The organism is Bradyrhizobium sp. LTSP857 (assembly GCF_000938285.1).
Taxonomy (GTDB): domain Bacteria; phylum Pseudomonadota; class Alphaproteobacteria; order Rhizobiales; family Xanthobacteraceae; genus Bradyrhizobium.
Genome location: NZ_JYMS01000049.1, coordinates 916,021 through 933,306 on the forward strand (window position 1 = coordinate 916,021; position 17,286 = coordinate 933,306).

The 17,286-nt window shown below is 62.4% G+C and carries 15 protein-coding genes; 2 read left to right on the forward strand and 13 right to left on the reverse strand.

All coding sequences use genetic code 11. From position 1 onward, the window contains the following. Window positions 1-5: 5 nt before the first annotated feature. The 8 genes from UP06_RS37800 to UP06_RS37840 form a co-directional block, all read right to left on the reverse strand. Window positions 6-767 carry a bestrophin-like domain gene (locus tag UP06_RS37800; protein WP_045008697.1) on the reverse strand — a complete coding sequence of 254 codons (762 nt, stop codon included), beginning with the start codon at window positions 765-767 and terminating at the stop codon, window positions 6-8. Window positions 768-852: 85 nt separating this feature from the next. Beyond that, entirely contained in the window at window positions 853-1,893 is a 1,041-nt protein-coding gene (locus UP06_RS37805; protein ID WP_045008870.1) for a SphA family protein, read from the reverse strand. A gap of 29 nt (window positions 1,894-1,922) precedes the next feature. Beyond that, window positions 1,923-3,242: a TAXI family TRAP transporter solute-binding subunit gene (locus UP06_RS37810; protein WP_045008698.1), complete on the reverse strand. Its 1,320-nt coding sequence runs from the start codon at window positions 3,240-3,242 to the stop codon at window positions 1,923-1,925. Window positions 3,243-3,343: 101 nt separating this feature from the next. After that, a complete protein-coding gene (locus tag UP06_RS37815) occupies window positions 3,344-4,348 on the reverse strand; it encodes an HAD family hydrolase (RefSeq protein ID WP_045008699.1) in 1,005 nt (334 codons plus the stop codon). A 54-nt stretch (window positions 4,349-4,402) separates the two neighbouring features. Continuing rightward, entirely contained in the window at window positions 4,403-6,118 is a 1,716-nt protein-coding gene (locus UP06_RS37820) for an arylsulfatase (RefSeq protein ID WP_502691640.1), read from the reverse strand. A 51-nt stretch (window positions 6,119-6,169) separates the two neighbouring features. Beyond that, on the reverse strand, window positions 6,170-7,144 hold the full coding sequence (locus UP06_RS37825) for a formylglycine-generating enzyme family protein (protein WP_045008700.1): 975 nt from the start codon (window positions 7,142-7,144) through the stop codon (window positions 6,170-6,172). Between the two features lie 340 nt (window positions 7,145-7,484). Continuing rightward, the gene (locus UP06_RS37830; RefSeq protein ID WP_045008701.1) at window positions 7,485-7,832 is read right to left on the reverse strand and encodes a hypothetical protein; all 348 of its coding nucleotides are present in this window, start codon (window positions 7,830-7,832) and stop codon (window positions 7,485-7,487) included. 1,043 nt (window positions 7,833-8,875) lie between these two features. Continuing rightward, the gene (locus UP06_RS37840; protein WP_045008702.1) at window positions 8,876-9,112 is read right to left on the reverse strand and encodes a DUF1127 domain-containing protein; all 237 of its coding nucleotides are present in this window, start codon (window positions 9,110-9,112) and stop codon (window positions 8,876-8,878) included. 185 nt (window positions 9,113-9,297) lie between these two features. Here UP06_RS37840 and UP06_RS37845 point away from each other — a divergent pair, with 185 nt between their 5' ends. Further along, complete coding sequence (locus UP06_RS37845) at window positions 9,298-10,641, forward strand: aminotransferase-like domain-containing protein (RefSeq protein WP_045008703.1); 1,344 nt, start codon at window positions 9,298-9,300, stop codon at window positions 10,639-10,641. Between the two features lie 8 nt (window positions 10,642-10,649). Here the strand turns inward: UP06_RS37845 and UP06_RS37850 are convergent, their stop codons facing one another. Together UP06_RS37850 and UP06_RS37855 are read right to left on the reverse strand one after the other, a co-directional pair. After that, the gene (locus UP06_RS37850; protein WP_045008704.1) at window positions 10,650-11,249 is read right to left on the reverse strand and encodes a YdcF family protein; all 600 of its coding nucleotides are present in this window, start codon (window positions 11,247-11,249) and stop codon (window positions 10,650-10,652) included. Between the two features lie 62 nt (window positions 11,250-11,311). Beyond that, window positions 11,312-11,899 carry a hypothetical protein gene (locus tag UP06_RS37855; protein ID WP_045008873.1) on the reverse strand — a complete coding sequence of 196 codons (588 nt, stop codon included), beginning with the start codon at window positions 11,897-11,899 and terminating at the stop codon, window positions 11,312-11,314. 65 nt (window positions 11,900-11,964) lie between these two features. Between UP06_RS37855 and UP06_RS37860 the strand changes: the two genes are divergently transcribed. Next, a complete protein-coding gene (locus UP06_RS37860; protein ID WP_045008705.1) occupies window positions 11,965-12,399 on the forward strand; it encodes a hypothetical protein in 435 nt (144 codons plus the stop codon). Window positions 12,400-12,407: 8 nt separating this feature from the next. Here the strand turns inward: UP06_RS37860 and UP06_RS37865 are convergent, their stop codons facing one another. From UP06_RS37865 to UP06_RS37875, 3 genes are all read right to left on the reverse strand, one after another. Beyond that, window positions 12,408-14,807, reverse strand: a complete 2,400-nt coding sequence (locus tag UP06_RS37865; protein ID WP_045008706.1) for a bifunctional diguanylate cyclase/phosphodiesterase — start codon at window positions 14,805-14,807, stop codon at window positions 12,408-12,410. A gap of 125 nt (window positions 14,808-14,932) precedes the next feature. Further along, window positions 14,933-16,339 (reverse strand): MFS transporter, encoded by a 1,407-nt coding sequence (locus UP06_RS37870; protein ID WP_045008707.1) that lies wholly within the window; start codon window positions 16,337-16,339, stop codon window positions 14,933-14,935. A 143-nt stretch (window positions 16,340-16,482) separates the two neighbouring features. After that, window positions 16,483-16,989: a YciE/YciF ferroxidase family protein gene (locus UP06_RS37875; protein WP_045008874.1), complete on the reverse strand. Its 507-nt coding sequence runs from the start codon at window positions 16,987-16,989 to the stop codon at window positions 16,483-16,485. Window positions 16,990-17,286 lie beyond the last annotated feature (297 nt).

Consider the following 17,286-nt stretch of genomic DNA (forward strand, 5'->3'; position numbering starts at 1 on the left):
GTAACTCAAGAAGCCAGTGGCGATAGAGCGGTTCGCAGCGCCTGGCTCGAGATCCCCATCAGCCCCCTGAAGGGGTTTTCCAGTTCCAGAACCAGAAAAATCGCGCAGGCAAACGACAACGCGCATACCAACAGCGACATCATCACGATCAGATTCGTTCGTGCAAACAGGGTGCAGCTGACGAAAATCGCGCAAAGCCAGAACACCAGAATGACCAGGAATGGCGTTGGAATCGCACCGCTTGTTTGCGCAAACAATTGCAGTCGAATCTGCGCGGCTTCCGTGAAGGCCTGGGTGGCCCGGGATTGCAGCGATCGCTGGAGGTCATTGTTCGGCGACAGCCGCCCCAGTTCGATTTCAAAAGCAGATGATTGCGCACTCGATTCGAACCGAACGGGCCCGCCGGCCACCCTCTCTTCCTCATGCCAGATGCGATCGGCTAGCGGCTGAATGCTCTGGCGCAGGAGGTTTCGCAGATGGGTTGCTTCCGGGCCATATCGCATGAGCAGATCGTCCAGAAGGATGATGGTCGCGGTCATTTGCCTGACCTGATTGGTCTTTTGATCGAACGAATTCTTCGCTGACGCGATCAGCAGACCCAGCACGAGCGCCGTCAAGGTCCCGATCAGACCCGTCGTCATCTTCACGACTTCTCTGGAGTCCGCAGTCTGATGATGCTCCGACAAGAGAGGTCGAACGACCATGCCGATCAGCGCGCCACCAAATATCACGGCGAACACAAGAAGCGAGATCGATAGATCGTTCATATTTGTGATCGCTCTGCCTCTTGGGCGGCTGAAACGGTGCTCTGCACTGGATAGGCGGCTTGGCTGACCGCCCTTGCTGGGCCGATTACTTGTGCACCAGCGTCGGTCGCAGCGGCGGGGCCGCCGCGGCGGGAGACAGTGAGAAAGTAAGCCATGCATTCCAGCCTTCCGGCCGGTTCTCTGCTCCAAATTCCTTGTAGCCCTTGAGATTCAGGTACCCCTGCATGTCGCCGACCGGAAAGATGAAGCCGATTTGCGGTCCTGCCGCGAACACGCGCGACTTGAATTCACCGAGGATTGCGGCCTGGCCGCTATCCGCAGTCAGTTGCTGATAGACGTAACCGACCAGGCCGATAAGGACCTGTTTGGAGACAAATTGCGATGCGCCCCAGTCCAGGTGCCAATCGACGCCACTCTGGTAGTTGGTCACCGGATTAGTGAAATTGTAGGTCAGCCCCGTGACCGCCGAGAATTCATGTCCGGTTGCCGGATTAAAGTAGGTGTAACCGACACCCCCGTCGATCGCTCCATGCCCCAGCCCCAAATTGGCCAGTCTCATCGAACTGTAATTGCCGACCGGAATATCCCCAGTGACATAGGTCATGAAGTTGTTCACCCCAAAATTCCACTTCAATGACATCTGCGGATAGAGGTCGCCAAAGCCAGTGACGGAGTCGCCGATGCTGTCGGTTCGCAGCAAGCTGAAGGGCGGCAGCGAAGCGGACAGCGTTCCATTGACGGTGGCGCTCGTGCGCCCGACGATGGCTGCCATCTGGACCGCCAACTGGCCGCCGAGGACCGGGGTTGCGAACGTGTAGCTCGGGACGAGCAAAGCGAGGTCTGCATCGGCTTTCAGGGTCGCATTCAGGTTAACGTTCAGGTTCGGATTGAGGGTCCCGATCTGAAGTTCGCGGGAACGCGCGACATCGGCACCGGCACTGACGGACGTATGATAATAGACCGTCGCGAACGCCCATCCCGGCTGCCCCGGCGCGGCCGCGAGACTCCCGAATATGCCCGGGAGCCAAAAACTGGTGCCGCTTTCATCGGCCCGCGAAACCGTCGCGGCGATAGAAAGAAGGCCGGCGCATAAAAGGGCGGTGGCTGCAGAAGTTCGGAGCGTCAAATATTTCAAGACCCATCTCCTGTTGCCGCTTAAGCTGCCGAAGCGACTGCAGGTTTCTTCGCCAGCATCGTTCGTCGATCGTGGATCAGGCTCTCGAGCCGGTGGGCGGCGACATTCAACGTCGCGTCGTCCACCGCGCTCTCGTCTCCGCGCGCTGCTTTGGCGCGTTGCGCGCTGAGGATACCGTCGATCTCTTCCTCGACGTCGGAGAGTTCGGCCTCGGTGCCAGCCTTTCGGATACGGCGCCCCAGCGCATAGAGGGAATCCAGCGGACCCTCGCTTTTCGGGCTCCCAAGTCCCAGGAATTTCCAGGCCGCGGCGAAGACGGTCGCAGCGCCTCCCAGGATCATCGGCGTCAAGTAAATCCAGTTGCCATATTCATCCATGAAACTCTGTGTGGTGCTGTTGTAGACGGCTGCCGCTCCGGGATGCAGCGGAAGATAGGCATCCTGGTCGGTGCTGGGCGCGGTGATCTGCGCGAAAATCGGGTCCTCGGCCAGAAGGTCCCTGCGGACGCTCATGATCGTCTGTGTGAGCGTGGCGACCAGATCGGAACCAAGCTTCTTGTTTGCAACCAGGTAGAGCGAAGTCCTCAAGGTGGTGAGGTCATCCTCCGGGACCGGCGGTGCCCCTCGCAAGGTGCCCTTTGGGACGTCGAAACTCTCGTAAGCACGCTCGGTCTCCGCGATTGCCGCGGCGGAATCGATCGCGATGAGGATCGGCAGCGCTTTTGGCCCTTGCTGGGAGAAGCCTCGCACCAGCGACAAATATTTCTGGGCCAAAGGGATCACGACGAGCACCGCGGCGACCTCTTTGGATTCGATGGCTCGCCGCGCATCCGTCAAAGCGATATCCTTGAACGTCTTCTGCCGATCCAGTCCGTATTCCTTGCTCAGCACATCGGCGATTTTGGCATTGGCGTCTCCGCCGATCACTCCGATGCGCCGGCCTTTCAATTTGTCGATGCTATCGATGGTCGACCCCGGCGGCACGACGACGAGCACGACCATGTGGCTCACGACCACCACGGCTTTCGCCTGTGACAGATCGCCGACATCGCCGCGAACTACGGCAAGGTCTACTTTGCCTGCCGAAAACGCATTTGCCGCCTCGAGCGCCGTGCCGCTGTCGACAACCTTCAGCCGGACCGGCGCGTTGGTCGTGACGAGTCGGCTTGCCATGGCGGACATCATCTTGGCGGCTTCGCCGTCAATCGAACCGACCGCTACGCTCAAGGTCACCGGACGCGTGTAGTACCGATAAGCGAACAGGCCCGCGCCTGCCGCAAGACCAGACATACCGACGAGCAGGACAAAACGAAGCCACACCGGCAAATTCAGCGAAGTCATGCCTGTCGTCCCCAACACGTCGATCGATTACCGCTGCTGCGCGGCTGACTTTTTTCGTCGTATCCCTTCCCGGCCGGACGGTTTTCAGGCCATTCGGCGCTTCATTTTCCTTCGAACGCGAATACGCGCTTCCAGTCATTCTTCATGTCGACAACGGTCCAGCCCTCCGCCCGAGCGACGTCGAGCGCCTTGTCGAGCCTGCCGACGGAGGAGTTGCGGTCATACGCCCATTCCCGTTCGGCATCGGTGTGGTGCACGATCAAAGCAAAGCGAACGCCGGCTCCTTGTCTCGCCCATTCGAGCATCTGCAGGTCGCCATCTGAGTTGCCGAATGCCGCAATCGGATGACGTCCGATATGCATCTGAATGTCGACGGGCTTGCCAGCCTTGTCGTCGTTGAAATCGAGCTCGGGCAGCTTCATCAGCAGGGGCTTGCCGTCTCGCAACTCGAATCTCAGCTTGCCGCTGCTGCCGATGACCTGCTCGGGCGGAATGCCATAGACCCGTTCGGAGAAGACGCGCATGAAATCGATGCCGCCGCCGGACACGATGAAGGTCTTGAAGCCGTTGGCGCGCAAATAGGCGAGCAATTCGAGCATCGGCTGATACACCATCTCGGTATAGAGCTTGCCGGTCTTCGGGTGCCTGGCGGTCGCGACCCAGTCGCCGACGATTTTCTCGAATTCGTCCGTCGTCATGCCGGAATGCGTGGCCGTGACGATCTGGAAAATCGCGGCTTCGCCGCCGGCAAGCGCGCCCTTGAGGTCACCTTTGAGCAGCGAGGCAAACGGCTCCTTGTCCTTCCACTCCGGATGGAGTGGCGCGAGCGCCTTCACCCGGTCGAGGGCAAAGACGAGCTGAAAATAGAGCGGCTGCTCCGCCCACAACGTGCCGTCATTGTCGAAGGTCGCAATGCGCTCGGCCGGCGGCACGAAGTCCGACGACCCCTGCTTGGTCACACGTTCGACAAAGGCCTCGATGGCTTTCTTCGGAGCCGTGTCGTTCCACGACGGCAGCGGCTCCTGGGCAAAGCCAGGAGCCGTCGACGATATCGCGATCGCTGCCACCGCAGCGATGCGGACCCAATTTAACCAGAGCATCTTCATGGGCGAGACCTCGATGGGCCGGTCGGCGGTCGTTCAGTTGCGCCTTTAGTTGGCCTACTTGGCGATCGCATTCCTCGCCGCCGCAATCTTCTCCTTTACGGCATCCAGATTGAAACTCGCGCCCTTTTGCATCGGCGGAAATTCGATGGCGGTCATGGCCAGTTTCTCGACCTCCTGCTGGACGAACACGAAGCGCCAGAATTCATATTTGAACCAGTCGAAGTATTGTTGCGCGCCGTACTTGGTTCCGTTATCCGGCCAGCCGGTGCGTTCGAAAGGATCCAGGCGAAGGTTGATCAGGAAAGGCACGTCGACCTTGCTTTTTTCGCCTAGCCATCCGCTGGGCTGGTCGATGAAACGATACTTGTAGTCATCGATGCGGACGGCACCTAGCTCGCTTTCGCCGAAGTACCAGATTTCGTGCCGGTTCGACGCCCCCTTGCCGGTGATCATGTCCATCTGATTATAGCCGTCGAGATAGCATTTGTAGGTGCGGTCACCGATAACCTTGCCCTTCTTCAGTTCGTCGGCAATGTTCGGGTTGCCGGCGGCGGCCAGCAAGGTCGGAAACCAGTCCAGCCCGGAGATGATACCGTTCTCGATCTTGCCGGCCGGCACCTTGCCGGGCCAGCGGATCATCGCCGGCGCGCGGAAGCCGCCCTCCATGATCGTGCCCTTGCTCTGCGCGAACGGCGTCTGTCCACCATCCGGCCAGGTGAAGACCTCGGTGCCGTTGTCGGTGGTGAAGATGACGATGGTGTTGTCATCCACGCCCATGTCCTTGAGCTTTTGCATCACGATGCCGACATCGTCGTCGAGCTGCGCCATGCCGGCTTCATGAATCGTCCAGCCGTTCTTGGAGTTGCGTAAAGCCTCGTACTTTGGCGACAGATGCGTGACGATGTGCATGCGAGTCGGATTGAGCCACAGGAAGAACGGCTTGTTGTCGGCCTTGGCCTTGTCGATGAACTTGAGGGAAAGGTCACGGATCTCGTCGTCCACGGTCTCCATCCGCTTCGGATAGAGCGTGCCGGCGTCTTCGATCTTCTGCTTGCCGACCTTGCCCCAGCGCGGATCCACCGTGGGATCGTCGACATCGGTCGCATAGGAATGAACCATGTTGCGAGGACCCACCTCGTTGAGCAGTTCCTGCGGATAGGCAGGATGCGCCGGGTCTTCCATCGCGTCGAGGTGATAGAGATAGCCGAAGAACTCGTCGAAACCATGCACTGTCGGCAGAAACTCGTTCTTATCGCCAAGGTGGTTCTTGCCGAATTGGCCGGTGGCGTAGCCCATGCCTTTCAACGCGGCGGCAATGGTCACGGCTTCCGCAGGCAGGCCCGTGGGGGCGCCTGCCTGGCCGACCGTGGTCATGCCGGTGCGGATCGGCAGCTCGCCGGTGATGAAGTTGGCGCGGCCGGCAGTGCAACTCGCCTCGGCGTAATAGTCGGTGAACAGCATGCCCTCTGCGGCGATCTTGTCGAGGTTTGGCGTCCGGCCGGCCATCATGCCACGGTGGTAGGCGCCGATATTCCAGATGCCGATATCGTCCCCCATGATGACGACGATATTTGGTTTCTGCCCGGCGGCGGTTGGCGTAGCTGCTGGTTGTTGGGCTTCTGCAGAGCTTGTCAGCCCAACTGCGGAGAGCGCAGAGGCTGCAACAAGCGAACTGCCGCTCAACAACAGATCGCGGCGTTTCAATCCTTGACCCGTTGGCTTGCTGGTCTCGGGGGCGGGTCGACGCTTGTCGTGGTCATTGTCGCTCATAGAATAATCCTCCTGTGGGATCTTCAAAAGCCGACGTGCACAATCGGGAACTCAGGGTCCGTCACCTTCTCTGATGACGCACCTGAAGCCCACATGGCTCATCGACGTGTCGACCGGCTGTGCGTGGCGCGCCGCCGGCCGGTAGCGGCGGCAGTAGTTTGGCGCGCATAAATGGGAGCCGCCCTTGACGACCTTGCGAGGAATCGTGAGTTGGCGCTGACAGGGGTCGTAGCTCTCGCCTTCGATCCCGCCGCGCGGATTCTCCGGAATGCAGCACGCTTTCGCCGCGTCGCCGATATGCGCGGCCGAATACCAATCGACAGTCCATTCCCAGACATTGCCGATCATGTCCGAGAGGCCGAAGCCGTTCGGCGGAAACGCGTCGACCGGCGAAGTGCGCGCGTAACCGTCGCTTGCGAGGTTCTCGTGAGGGAATTCGCCATGCCAGATGTTGGCCATGTGCCGGCCGCCGGGCATCAACTCTTCGCCCCAGGCAAATTCAGTTTGGCCGAGTCCTCCCGCGGCCGCGTATTCCCACTCGGCCTCGGTCGGCAATTCCTTGCCGGCCCACGCAGCGTATGCAGCAGCGTCTCGATAGACGACGTGCACGACGGGATGATTGTCGAGACCGCGGATCGAGCTGCCCTTGCCATAGGGGCGACGCCAATTGGCGCCGAACTTGAAACTCCACCAGTTGGCGAAATTGCGGAGATCGACGGGATGGTCCGGTGGACTGAAGACGAGCGATCCCGCTTTCAGCATGTGGGCCAATGCGCCCGGATAATCGTTCGGATCGGGAGCGATCTCGGCAAAGGTGACGTATCCCGTCGCTTCAATGAATGCGCGAAACTGCCGGTTCGTCACGGGGGTTCGGTCGATCCAAAAGCTATCGACTGTAACGCGATGAGCGGGCTTCTCCTCGGGGTAGTGCTTGTCAGATCCCATGCGGAACGTACCGCCGGGAATGAGCCGCATGTCGGCTTGCCGCTCAGCAATTGCCCGAGTGCCCACTTCAGAGAGACTCATGATACGCGCGATCCCCTTAAGGCACACGGCTGCTCTCTTCCTGACGGCGAGGCCAAGAAGTTACTGCTGATTATCCCATGCCGCGCTTTTCAATGCGCGCCGGACGCCAATTGAATGTTGAAGAATGCTAGAGCGATTTGAATCGTCGTCCGATAGACATCAAAGGTCTGGACGATTGTCTGCTACCGGACATTGCGCCTGACACGCTGCGGAAGCAAGCATGATTATCCTCGCAATCGCGGATGCCTCGGCCAGTGAAAATTCCGAGTGTTGATCTAAATCAAATCGGGCGGTCGAGGTTCGGATTAGCGGCGGATCCAGTCTTGCGTCGCGATAACGATCAGTTCTTGGGAAGCTTTCGCGCAAACTGTTGATCCTGAAGACAGGTCAACAATTCGACGTAACTGGGCGGCATCGCATTGTCGTCAGCCTTCTCACCAACGGCAACTGACATACACATAGTGCGGTCAGACGCCAAAAAAACCGACCATTGCGTTTGAAGCTGATCTTTTGCCCGTTGCTCGTCGTCCACACAGCGCTTGATTGTCGCGCTCATGCCGGCATTGGGATCGAAAGCCGCCGCGCTATCTACTTTGCAGCCCCGTTGAATGTTGAAAGTCGGCACGGTGTCGGCGACGGTGAAGATCAGCGGTAACGTCAGCACTACTGTCGAGATGTGCGGCAGCATTTTGGTCCTCCTCGCACGGGCGTGTTAGAGACCTGAATTTCCGCAGTCGGGCGCGTTGTAGGCCTGCGCGACGCAACTCTACGCTTGCGCGCCCGCGAAACAATCAAATTCGCAAGTTCAGTCTTGAAGGCAGGGTTCACGACGTGCGACGGGCAAAACAGGGCGCGCGGCGAGCAAGACCACTGTCAAGCCTCGTCAATAAAAATATTCTACTTTACCGAAATTCGGAAACGGCGTATGTGTCGCCTACTCCGGCCCAAGGAAGAGGGGCGTATCGCGATCGTCACGAACGCGGGCCGGACAGCGGTGGACGCAGGCCACATCGGCGCGAACAGCATCGCAGGGCGGGCAACCGTGAGCGAAGGCATCGCGCACACGACCGGTGTGATCGGCGTACGGCAAAATCGTGTGGTCCTGGCGCCCGGGGTCTGTGCGCCAAGTGTTGCGGTGATGTGGGCTGCCCGACCGGGCGCGTGCATCGATCATCCGCAAGGCGACGGGGGCAATAGTGCATCGCTCCCCGGGGAGAGCGCGACATAAGCCGTAAAACCACTGCGCAGGGAAGGCCGGGATGTCCTGGCTTCACCTGTATGCCGCTGTGCAGATTTCGCAACGCAACTTCGCACAGTGGACCGCGGGTGCCAGCCGGCGCCCGGTCTTCCCTGCGCCCTCTTTCATTTGAGGGCAGTGCAAGGGGCAAAGCTCGGGCAAAACAAGCCGCGAGGGGGCGAAGGCGTGTCTGTTGCTCAGAGATCGAATAAGGATGTCGGCGCGTGCACCAATCTATCACCGTCACCCTGAGGTGCGAGCTCTGCGGTGCACATGCGCCGCGGGGCGAAGGGCGACACCCGGCTGGATCTCGGCCGTCCATCCTTCGAGGCTCGCTGCGCAGTGCAGATGCACTACACAGCTCGCACCTCAGGATGACGGAACGGACACCGCCGCGGCGGAAAGACTTTGGATTGCTTCACTGCGCTCGCAATAACGATGCTGAGGCATTGTACGTCACCACGCCCGGACCTGCCGGGCGTGGTGACAGAGTCTTACAGATAACGCGTCAGCTCGGCTTTGAACTGCCCGTAGACGGCGTCTTCGATCTGGCTGCGCGTGATCCCGATGTCGCGCAAAGCGCGGTCGTCGAGCTCGTTCAGCGTCTTGACCGCAGAGCGGTGCTCGAGGCGGTCGAACAGCGCATGGGCGAAATTGGCGAGCGCGCGGAAAAATCCGCCCGATGAGGAGGGGCTTAAACTCCGCCCCGAAGTTTGCGAGATCGTGGTCATTTTTCTTCTCCGGCCTTCTGTCCACGCGGCGAAGGGGATGCCGTTGGCGCAGACGCTGGAAGCATCTGCACCTCATATGCCATCGGATTGCTCTCGCTCTCCTCGGCTCAATCGCGGACCTTGATGGAACTTAAATGCTCCAGTACACTACTCGGAGCAAGTAAAACATTGCTCTCGGTGCAATAATGTCCAAGTTCGAGTACGTGAAGCTTGCCGATGCCATTGCCTCGGATATCTCTAACGGCACGTTAAGGCCCGGCGACCGGCTGCCGCCGCAGCGCAATTTTGCCTATGACCGTGGCATTGCGGTCTCGACCGCCAGCCGGGTTTATACGGAGCTTTTGCGCCGCGGCCTCGTGGTCGGCGAGGTCGGCCGCGGCACCTTCATCTCCGGCGACATCAGGCGCGAGGTCGAGGCGCTGAGCGAGCCGCGCGACGCGCGCATCGACTTCGAGGTCAATTATCCGTTATTGCCTCAGCAATGGGCAATGATCGCCAAGAGCCTCGCGGGGCTCGAACGCGTCGACGCGCTCGAATCCGCGTTGCGGGTCTCGACCAGCACCGGCACCAAGAGCGCGCGCAATGCCGCCGCCGCCTATCTCGCGCGCAAGGATTTTACGCCGCAGGCCGAGCAGATCGTGTTCACCGCCAACGGCAAGCAATCGCTCGCCGCCGCGCTCGCGGCGCTCGTCCCCACCGGCGGCCGCTGCGGCGTCGAGGCGCTGACCTATCCCTACGTCAAGAGCATCGCCGCGCGGTTAGGTGTGACGCTCGTCCCGATTGCGATGGATGAATTCGGCGTGCGGCCCGATGCGATCCAGAAGGCGCACCGCGAAGCGCATCTGTCGGCGCTCTATCTCCAGCCCATCATCCAGAACCCGCTCGGCGTCACCATGAACGCGACGCGGCGCGCCGACATCATGCGCGTCGCCGAAAAGCTCGACCTCACCATCATCGAGGACGCCGTCTACGGCTTCCTCGCCGACGACACGCCGCTGGCCGCGCTCGGGCCGGACCGCTGCATCGTGCTCGACAGCCTGTCCAAGAAGGTCGCGCCGGGACTTGCACTCGGCATCCTCGTCGCGCCGCCGCATCTGCGCGAGAACGTGATGAGCGCGGTGCGGACCGGCGGCTGGATCGCCTCCGGCCACGCGCTCGCATCCGGGCAGCGGCTGATGGCCGATGGCACCGTCGCCGAGCTGACCCGGCTGAAACGCATCGACGCCGCGCGCCGGCAGCAGACCGCAGCAAGGCTCTTGGCCGGATACCAGATCTCGGCCGACCCGCGCTCCTATCATCTCTGGCTGACATTGCCGCAGCATTGGCGCTCGCAGACCTTCGTCGCCGCGGCCGCCCGGCGCAGCATCGCGTTGACGCCGTCCTCGACCTTCGCGATTGCGCATGGTCATGCGCCGAATGCAGTGCGGCTCGCGCTCGCCCCACCCTCGCCCGAGCAGCTCGATTCCGGCCTGCGCACGCTGGTGTCGCTGCTCGGCACCAAGGAAGAGGATTTTGACTCGACGGAGTAGCTCGCTGCTCAAGCCTCCGGCCATTCCGCGATAAAGCCCCTCGCCTTGTACGGCGCGATCTTGTCCCATTCGTGCAGGACGCGGCGACGAAATTCAGCGTCGGTGTGCCAGCGTTCGCGCGGTGTCGCGAAGTTGTCGACGGTGAGCAGCATCTTGTCGACCTCCGGCCAGTGCCGGTGCAGCGTCATCGGATAGCGCCGCGCGGTCCAGGTATTGCCGAGGCAGATCACGCTGCGGACATTTTGCAGCCCGAGCGCGGCATCGATGATGGGCAGCGAGAGGATCACGTTCTCGCCGGTGTTCATCGCGCGATGCTCCTCGAGGATCCGGTCCGCAGGAATGCCCGCGGCGACCATCGCGGCCTTAATGATGGTGCACTCGGATTGCTCCGAGCCCGGCGTCACGCCGCCACTGACAATCGGCCAGCGGAAATAACCCTCGCGCCACAGCCCTGCGGCGGTGTCGACGCGCAGCGCGACGTCCTCGCGGGTGCCGAACATGAACAACAGATCGGCCGGCAGGAGTGGCGTATCGATGAAATGCGTGCGGTTGATCCTGGCGATCTCATCCGCTGTAGGCAGGCGAGTGCTGCGATCCGTGACTGACATGGCAGCACGATGCGACACCGGCGCAGGGGCGCGAAGTCACGTTTGATTGCGGCCGATTGCACCTAAGGCAACAAGGACCTCGGCACACGATCGAAACTATAGCTCTGCGGCTGGTTGCGCCGCACGAAGCCGCCGACTTGCCAGACGAACAGCGCGGCAAAACCAACGATGAACAGCGCGCCGGCGAATTCACCGATCATCAGCGCGCGGACCAACAGCCCCGTCATTGCGACCGCCAGCACCGCCAGGAATGCGAGCACGGCCGCATAGGTTTTGCGACCGAGGCCGGCGGTCAACTCGGCGCGGCTGCCGGCCTTCGCCATCCGCGCGTGCAGCTCGACAAGAAAATCGCGAAATCCGCTGTCCTGCGGCGCCATCAGCGCCGCGGTCTGCCAACTCGTCGACAGGATCGCGATACGGCCGCCGCCCACACGGCTGACATCGGCGCGAAAACGGTGCTGCTGCATCGAGACGGGGCGGAACGACAGCCGGATCGCGCTGATCTCGTCGTAGCGCCAGACGCCCGAACGGCCAGCGACGTGCCAGGATAGGCCCTCGTCGGTCAGCTCGAAGCGATGCGCCGAGCCGATCAGCGACGCCCTGTAGGCATAGCTCGTGGCTGAAGCTGCCTCAGCTCTCGAAACCCGCATCTCGATCATCAATCCCGTCTGCGATCCGCTTGCGCGATCGCCCTCGCCCATCCTACAAGCGAGGCATGGCTGAGACGACCTTTTTTCCGCGCCGCCTGATTCTCGGCGCCGCCGTGATCTCGGGCGTGCTGCTCGCGCTCGCGGTGCACATGCTGGGCGCGCGCTACGGGCTCGACCTCGGCGGCCTGTGGCGATCCGACACGCATGAATTGATGCCGACGGGCGCGGCGATCGCCTGGTGGCTGATTGCAACCGTCGGCTTCTCCGGCGGCTACTTCACGGCGACATTGATGCAGAGCGCCGTCTCCGGCCAGATCCCGCAACGGATGCGGCAATTCCTGATCGCGGTCGGTGTGCTCCTGCTCGCAGGTGCGGGGCAAGCCGCCTCGGCCCCGAGCCCGATCCCGACCATCTCCGGCGTGCTCGCCGGTCTCGCGGCGCTGTGTCTTGGTGCCGTGATGGCGTTCTGCGGCGCGCATTTCGCGCTGCGCCGCGGCTAGACCTTTCCTTAGGCCGACGCAAGCAGCCGCGGTCGTGCCAACATCAACGCGACATCGGATGCCGGCCGCGGCATGCTGAACAGATAGCCCTGCGCCTGGGTACAGCCTTCGCGCCTGAGCAGCTCGAGCTGCGCGTCGTTCTCGACGCCCTCCGCGGTGGTCACGATGCCAAGGCTGCGGCCGAGGCCCGTCACCGCACGGATGATCGCCATGGAATCCTGGCGGGTCGCAAGCTCGGATACGAACGAGCGGTCGATCTTGATCTTGTCGAACGGGAAGCTGCGCAGATAGCTCAGCGACGAATAGCCGGTGCCGAAATCGTCGAGCGAGATCCGCACGCCCATGCCGCGCAGCTCATGCAGGGTGGTCAGCGTCGCCTCGCTGTTCTGAAGCAGCACGGATTCGGTGATTTCGAGCTCGAGGCGGCGCGCCGCGAGGCCCGATGCCTCCAGCGCCTCGGTCACGATTGCGATCAGGTTCGGGCTCTTGAACTGGACCGGCGACAGGTTAACGGCAACATCGACATCGCCCGGCCAGGTGGCCGCGTCCGCGCAGGCGCTGCGCAGCACGAATTCGCCGAGCTGAACGATGAGGCCGGTCTCCTCGGCCAGCGGAATGAAGTTGATGGGCGAGATCAGGCCGCGGTGCGGATGGTTCCAGCGCAACAGCGCCTCGAAGGCGACGACGCGATCGCTCGCGACGTCGCGGATCGGCTGATAGTACACCTGGAACTCGTCGCGTTGCAGCGCCGCCCGCAGGTCCATCTCCAGCAAACGTCGCGCCTGTGCGCGCGCATCCATCCCGGTCTCGAAGAAGCGATAGGTGCCGCGGCCGTCAGCCTTGGCGCGGTACAGCGCGAGGTCGGCGTTCTTCAGCAATTCGTCCGGATTGGTGCCGTCCTGCGGCGACAGCGAGATGCCGATCGAGACGCCGATCACGATCTGATGGTCGTCGATCTCGTAAGGCGCGGAAATCACCTCGACGAGGCGACCGGCGAGAGCCCTCGCCGCAGCCTCCTCCGACCGTCCGATCTGGACCACGGCGAACTCGTCGCCACCGAGCCGCGCCACGGTGTCGTGCTCGCCGACGGTGGCCTTCAGCCTGCGGCCGACTTCCTTCAGCAGCGCATCGCCAATGGGATGGCCGAGGGAGTCGTTGATGTCCTTGAAGTGATCGAGATCGAGGCAGAGCACTGCGAGCTGGTCGTTCGAACCGGCCCGGCGCAGTCCCTGTTCAAGCTGCTCGTGGAACAGCACGCGGTTCGGCAGATTGGTCAGCGCGTCATGGCGCGCCATGTGCGATATCTTGGCCTGCGCCTCCAGCCACTCGGTGATGTCCTCGAAGGTCGCGACCCAGCCGCCACCCTGCATCGGCTGATTGACGACTCGGATGGAGCGGTCGAACCGGGTCACGACCTGGCTAGTCGTGCGGCCCTCGCGCGCGTCGACGACAAGGCGCGCGAAGAATTCGCCCGCATCGCCCTGCCACTGGCCCTTGGCCTGCTCCTCACGCAGCACGTCGATAAGCAGGCGGCCGGTGAGCGGAATGTCGGTGCGGCCGAGCATCGCGGCGTAGCGCTCGTTGAACAGCTGGATCTTGCCTTCCGCATCGAACATGCACAGCCCTTGCGACATGTTCTGGAGCGCGGTGTCGAGCACGACCTGCTGGCGGCCCAATGCTCCCTTGGCGCGGCGATCGAGCAGCGCCGAGACCAGCGCGATCGCGATGATCGCGACCGCGGCGCTGGCGGTGAGGAAGGACATCGAGGCCGGCGGGATCGACATCCCGCTGATCGCGATCGTCGGATCCGGCGTCAGCAGCACCGCGCCCATCGCAGTGAAATGATGTGCGACGATGGCGAGCGTCAGCAGGCCGGTCGCACGCAGTGCATGTGAACGGTCGTCGCGTCGCGACGCGACGAACAGGGCGAGCGCCGCAAAGACGATACCGAACAGGACCGAGGCGACAACCGTGCCTTCGACCCAGCTCACGCGCGCGGGAATCTCCAGTGCCGCCATGCCGGTGTAATGCATCGCCGCGACGCCGCCGCCGACAATGGCACCGCCGAGGACGACCCACGCTGTCCGCGAGGACGATACCGCGATGCTCAGTCCCACGAAGGTGACGGAGATCGCGAAGATCAACGACAGGATCGTCACCGGAATGTTGTAGGCACCACCGTTGCCCGGCCCGTAGGCCAGCATCGCGATGAAGTGCGTCGCCCAGATGCCGCAGCCGCTGACGACGGCATCCAGGGAGATCCAGACCAGCCGCCCCGGTCCTTGCGTCGCACGCGCCCGATGAAACAGGCTGATCGCCGCCGCGCTGGCAAGCAGGCACACCGCGCCACCAAGCGCGACCAGGCGCCAGTCATGCTGGTCCGTGAGACAGTAAAGAACTTGATACATTGCCAGTTCCTATTCCACCCGCACTAGAACCGGCAGAGGTGGACAGTCGGTAACCGGCTATGTGTCGGTTCTGGGAATGGTGAACAGAGAATGTGTGCGGTTGCTCACATTGCTCATCGTCTCGTTCATTTCTGCGCCCGCGCACCAAGCCCGATCGCGGCAGCCGCAAGGAGCAGGACGGCGGCCGAAATAACCAGCGCGAGATGCAGGCCCTGCACGAGCGCGCCTTCGCCTGCGATGAGCGAGCCGAACAGCGCGACGCCGAGCACGCTGCCGGTTTGCCGCGTGGCGTTCAGGACGCCGGCGGCGATGCCGGAGCGCGCCTTCTCGACACTGCCAAGCAAGGTCGAAGTCAGCGGCGGCACCAACAGACCGAGCCCGCCGCTGATCGCGATCATCTGCGCGCAGATCGCCCAATAACTCGTCCCGGCTTCGATCCAGAGCAGGCCGAGGCAGCCGAGCGCCGACACGCAGGCGCCGACAACGATGGTCGGGCACGGGCCGATGCGCTCGGCCAGACGCGGCGCCAGCAAATTGACCGGCAGTACCGCGCCCATCATCGGCACAAAGGCGAGCCCGGTCCACCAAGCCGACAGGCCATTGATCCTCTGGAAGTACAGGCTAAGTACGAAGATCAGGCCGTAGATGGCGGTGTTGACGAGGAGGCCGAAGATCGTGGTCAGGGTAAACAGTCGGTGACCGAACAAGGATAAGGGCAGCATCGGCTGCGCCGTGCGGCTCTCGCGCCAGACGAACAGCATGGCCAGGACGGCGGCCGCAGCGAAAGCCGAAAGCACGAGCGGATGCCGCCAGCCGAGCGCACCGCCCTCGATGATCGCGCCAGCGAGCGCGCCAAGCGCGCCGATCGCCGCGAGTTGACCGGGCAAATCGATCTCGCGCGAGGGCGTGCGCGTGGTCTCAACGGCATAGCGCCAGCTCAGCCAAAGGCCGGCGAGGCCGATCGGCAGATTGACCAGGAAGATCGCGCGCCACCCGACCAGCGTGATCAGGGCGCCACCGACGAAGGGACCTGCTGTGAGCGCCAGGCTCGCGCCGGCGGCCCAGATCGCGACGGCGCGACCACGCTGCCGGTCGTCCGTATAGGCATGGCTCAGCAACGCCAGCGAATTCGGCACCAGGATCGCGGCGGCCAATCCCTGCACCAGCCGCGCGCCGATCAGCACAACGGCGTTGGGCGACAACGCACAGGCGAGCGAGGCCGCGGTGAAGAGGGCAAATCCCGCCATGAAGACGCGCTTGGCGCCGATGCGATCGCCGAGCGCGCCCGCCGTCAGGATGAAGGCGGCAAACGCAATGGTGTAGGCGCTGACCACCCATTGCAGCTCGGCAACCCCGCCGCCGAGTGTCTTGCCCATCGCATCGAGCGCGGTGTTGACGACGGTGACGTCGAGCTGCACCACGCCGTAGCCGAGGCTCATCGCGGCCAGTGTCAGAGAGGTTGCAAGGCGCGACGCGGCAGGTTGGGCGTCGTTCGCGTCGAAGGCTTCATATTCGATGGTATTGGCGCGCATGCTGCCACCTCGATTGCAGCCCCATGCGATATATAGACTCCCCGCCTGCCATCATGCTTCGACAAAGACGGAAGTATGGATGTCGTCGGACAGCGAAAACGCCGCGCGTCGACCGCGCGGCGTTTCGTTAGTAGACGCTTGTGCTAGCTCGCAGCGCGCAGGTTGATCTTGCTCTCGGCCAGCGAAGTCAGCTTCTTGTCGGTCGCCTTTTCCTCCTCGAGCGTCTTGGCGAGCACGGCAGCGCAGTCGGTGCGGCCGAGCTGCTTGGCCCAGGCGATCAGGCTGCCGTAGCGCACGATCTCGTAATGCTCAGCCGCCTGCGCCGCATTGATCAGGGCTGCGTCAAGCACCGCCTTGTCGGCGACCTCGCCGGCGGTCTCGTCGGCCTCCTCGATGATGCCGTCGATTGCCGGGCAGTCGACCGCCTTCACCTGAGTTCCGTGCATCTTGAACACTTCCTCGAGCCGCTTCACGTGCTGCTTGGTCTCCTCGAGGTGCGTCAAAAAGCCCTGCTTCAGCTGCGGATCGGTCGCCTTATCTGCCATTTTCGGCAGCGCCTTGGTGAGCTGCTGCTCGGCGTAATAGATGTCCTGCAGCTGGTGCACGAACAAATCGTCCATGGTCTTGATGTCTTTTGTGAACAGTCCCATCGTTCCAATCCTCGGAGGTTTCGGGAACACGACGTCATCGGCTTGCATGAGAAGCCGCATGTTTCGATGTGTTCGATTGCTGATGGGTCGCTAACCTGCGCGCGACACTGTCGTTCCAAAAGAGACCTGCGTTCCAAAAAGATCCGCAGCGTTTGCGCTGGAACAATGCTTGCCGCGTCAGGATTTGAAACCATGTCAACATATGGACGCGCGATCCCAGCCGGGCCCTCGACTCATATGCTTAACGCGTCTGCCATGTGAACCACGTATGACAGAGGCGGCCGCTCCAACGCAGAA

Coding starts and splice junctions, on each gene's coding strand:
- UP06_RS37875 (WP_045008874.1), bottom strand. CDS start 16,989: ATGGGACTGTTCACAAAAGACATCAAGACCATGGACGATTTGTTCGTG.
- UP06_RS37865 (WP_045008706.1), bottom strand. CDS start 14,807: ATGTATCAAGTTCTTTACTGTCTCACGGACCAGCATGACTGGCGCCTG.
- UP06_RS37815 (WP_045008699.1), bottom strand. CDS start 4,348: ATGAAGATGCTCTGGTTAAATTGGGTCCGCATCGCTGCGGTGGCAGCG.
- UP06_RS37800 (WP_045008697.1), bottom strand. CDS start 767: ATGAACGATCTATCGATCTCGCTTCTTGTGTTCGCCGTGATATTTGGT.
- UP06_RS37845 (WP_045008703.1), top strand. CDS start 9,298: ATGTCCAAGTTCGAGTACGTGAAGCTTGCCGATGCCATTGCCTCGGAT.
- UP06_RS37855 (WP_045008873.1), bottom strand. CDS start 11,899: ATGCGGGTTTCGAGAGCTGAGGCAGCTTCAGCCACGAGCTATGCCTAC.
- UP06_RS37850 (WP_045008704.1), bottom strand. CDS start 11,249: ATGTCAGTCACGGATCGCAGCACTCGCCTGCCTACAGCGGATGAGATC.
- UP06_RS37870 (WP_045008707.1), bottom strand. CDS start 16,339: ATGCGCGCCAATACCATCGAATATGAAGCCTTCGACGCGAACGACGCC.
- UP06_RS37840 (WP_045008702.1), bottom strand. CDS start 9,112: ATGACCACGATCTCGCAAACTTCGGGGCGGAGTTTAAGCCCCTCCTCA.
- UP06_RS37860 (WP_045008705.1), top strand. CDS start 11,965: ATGGCTGAGACGACCTTTTTTCCGCGCCGCCTGATTCTCGGCGCCGCC.
- UP06_RS37825 (WP_045008700.1), bottom strand. CDS start 7,144: ATGAGTCTCTCTGAAGTGGGCACTCGGGCAATTGCTGAGCGGCAAGCC.
- UP06_RS37810 (WP_045008698.1), bottom strand. CDS start 3,242: ATGACTTCGCTGAATTTGCCGGTGTGGCTTCGTTTTGTCCTGCTCGTC.
- UP06_RS37820 (WP_502691640.1), bottom strand. CDS start 6,118: ATGAGCGACAATGACCACGACAAGCGTCGACCCGCCCCCGAGACCAGC.
- UP06_RS37830 (WP_045008701.1), bottom strand. CDS start 7,832: ATGCTGCCGCACATCTCGACAGTAGTGCTGACGTTACCGCTGATCTTC.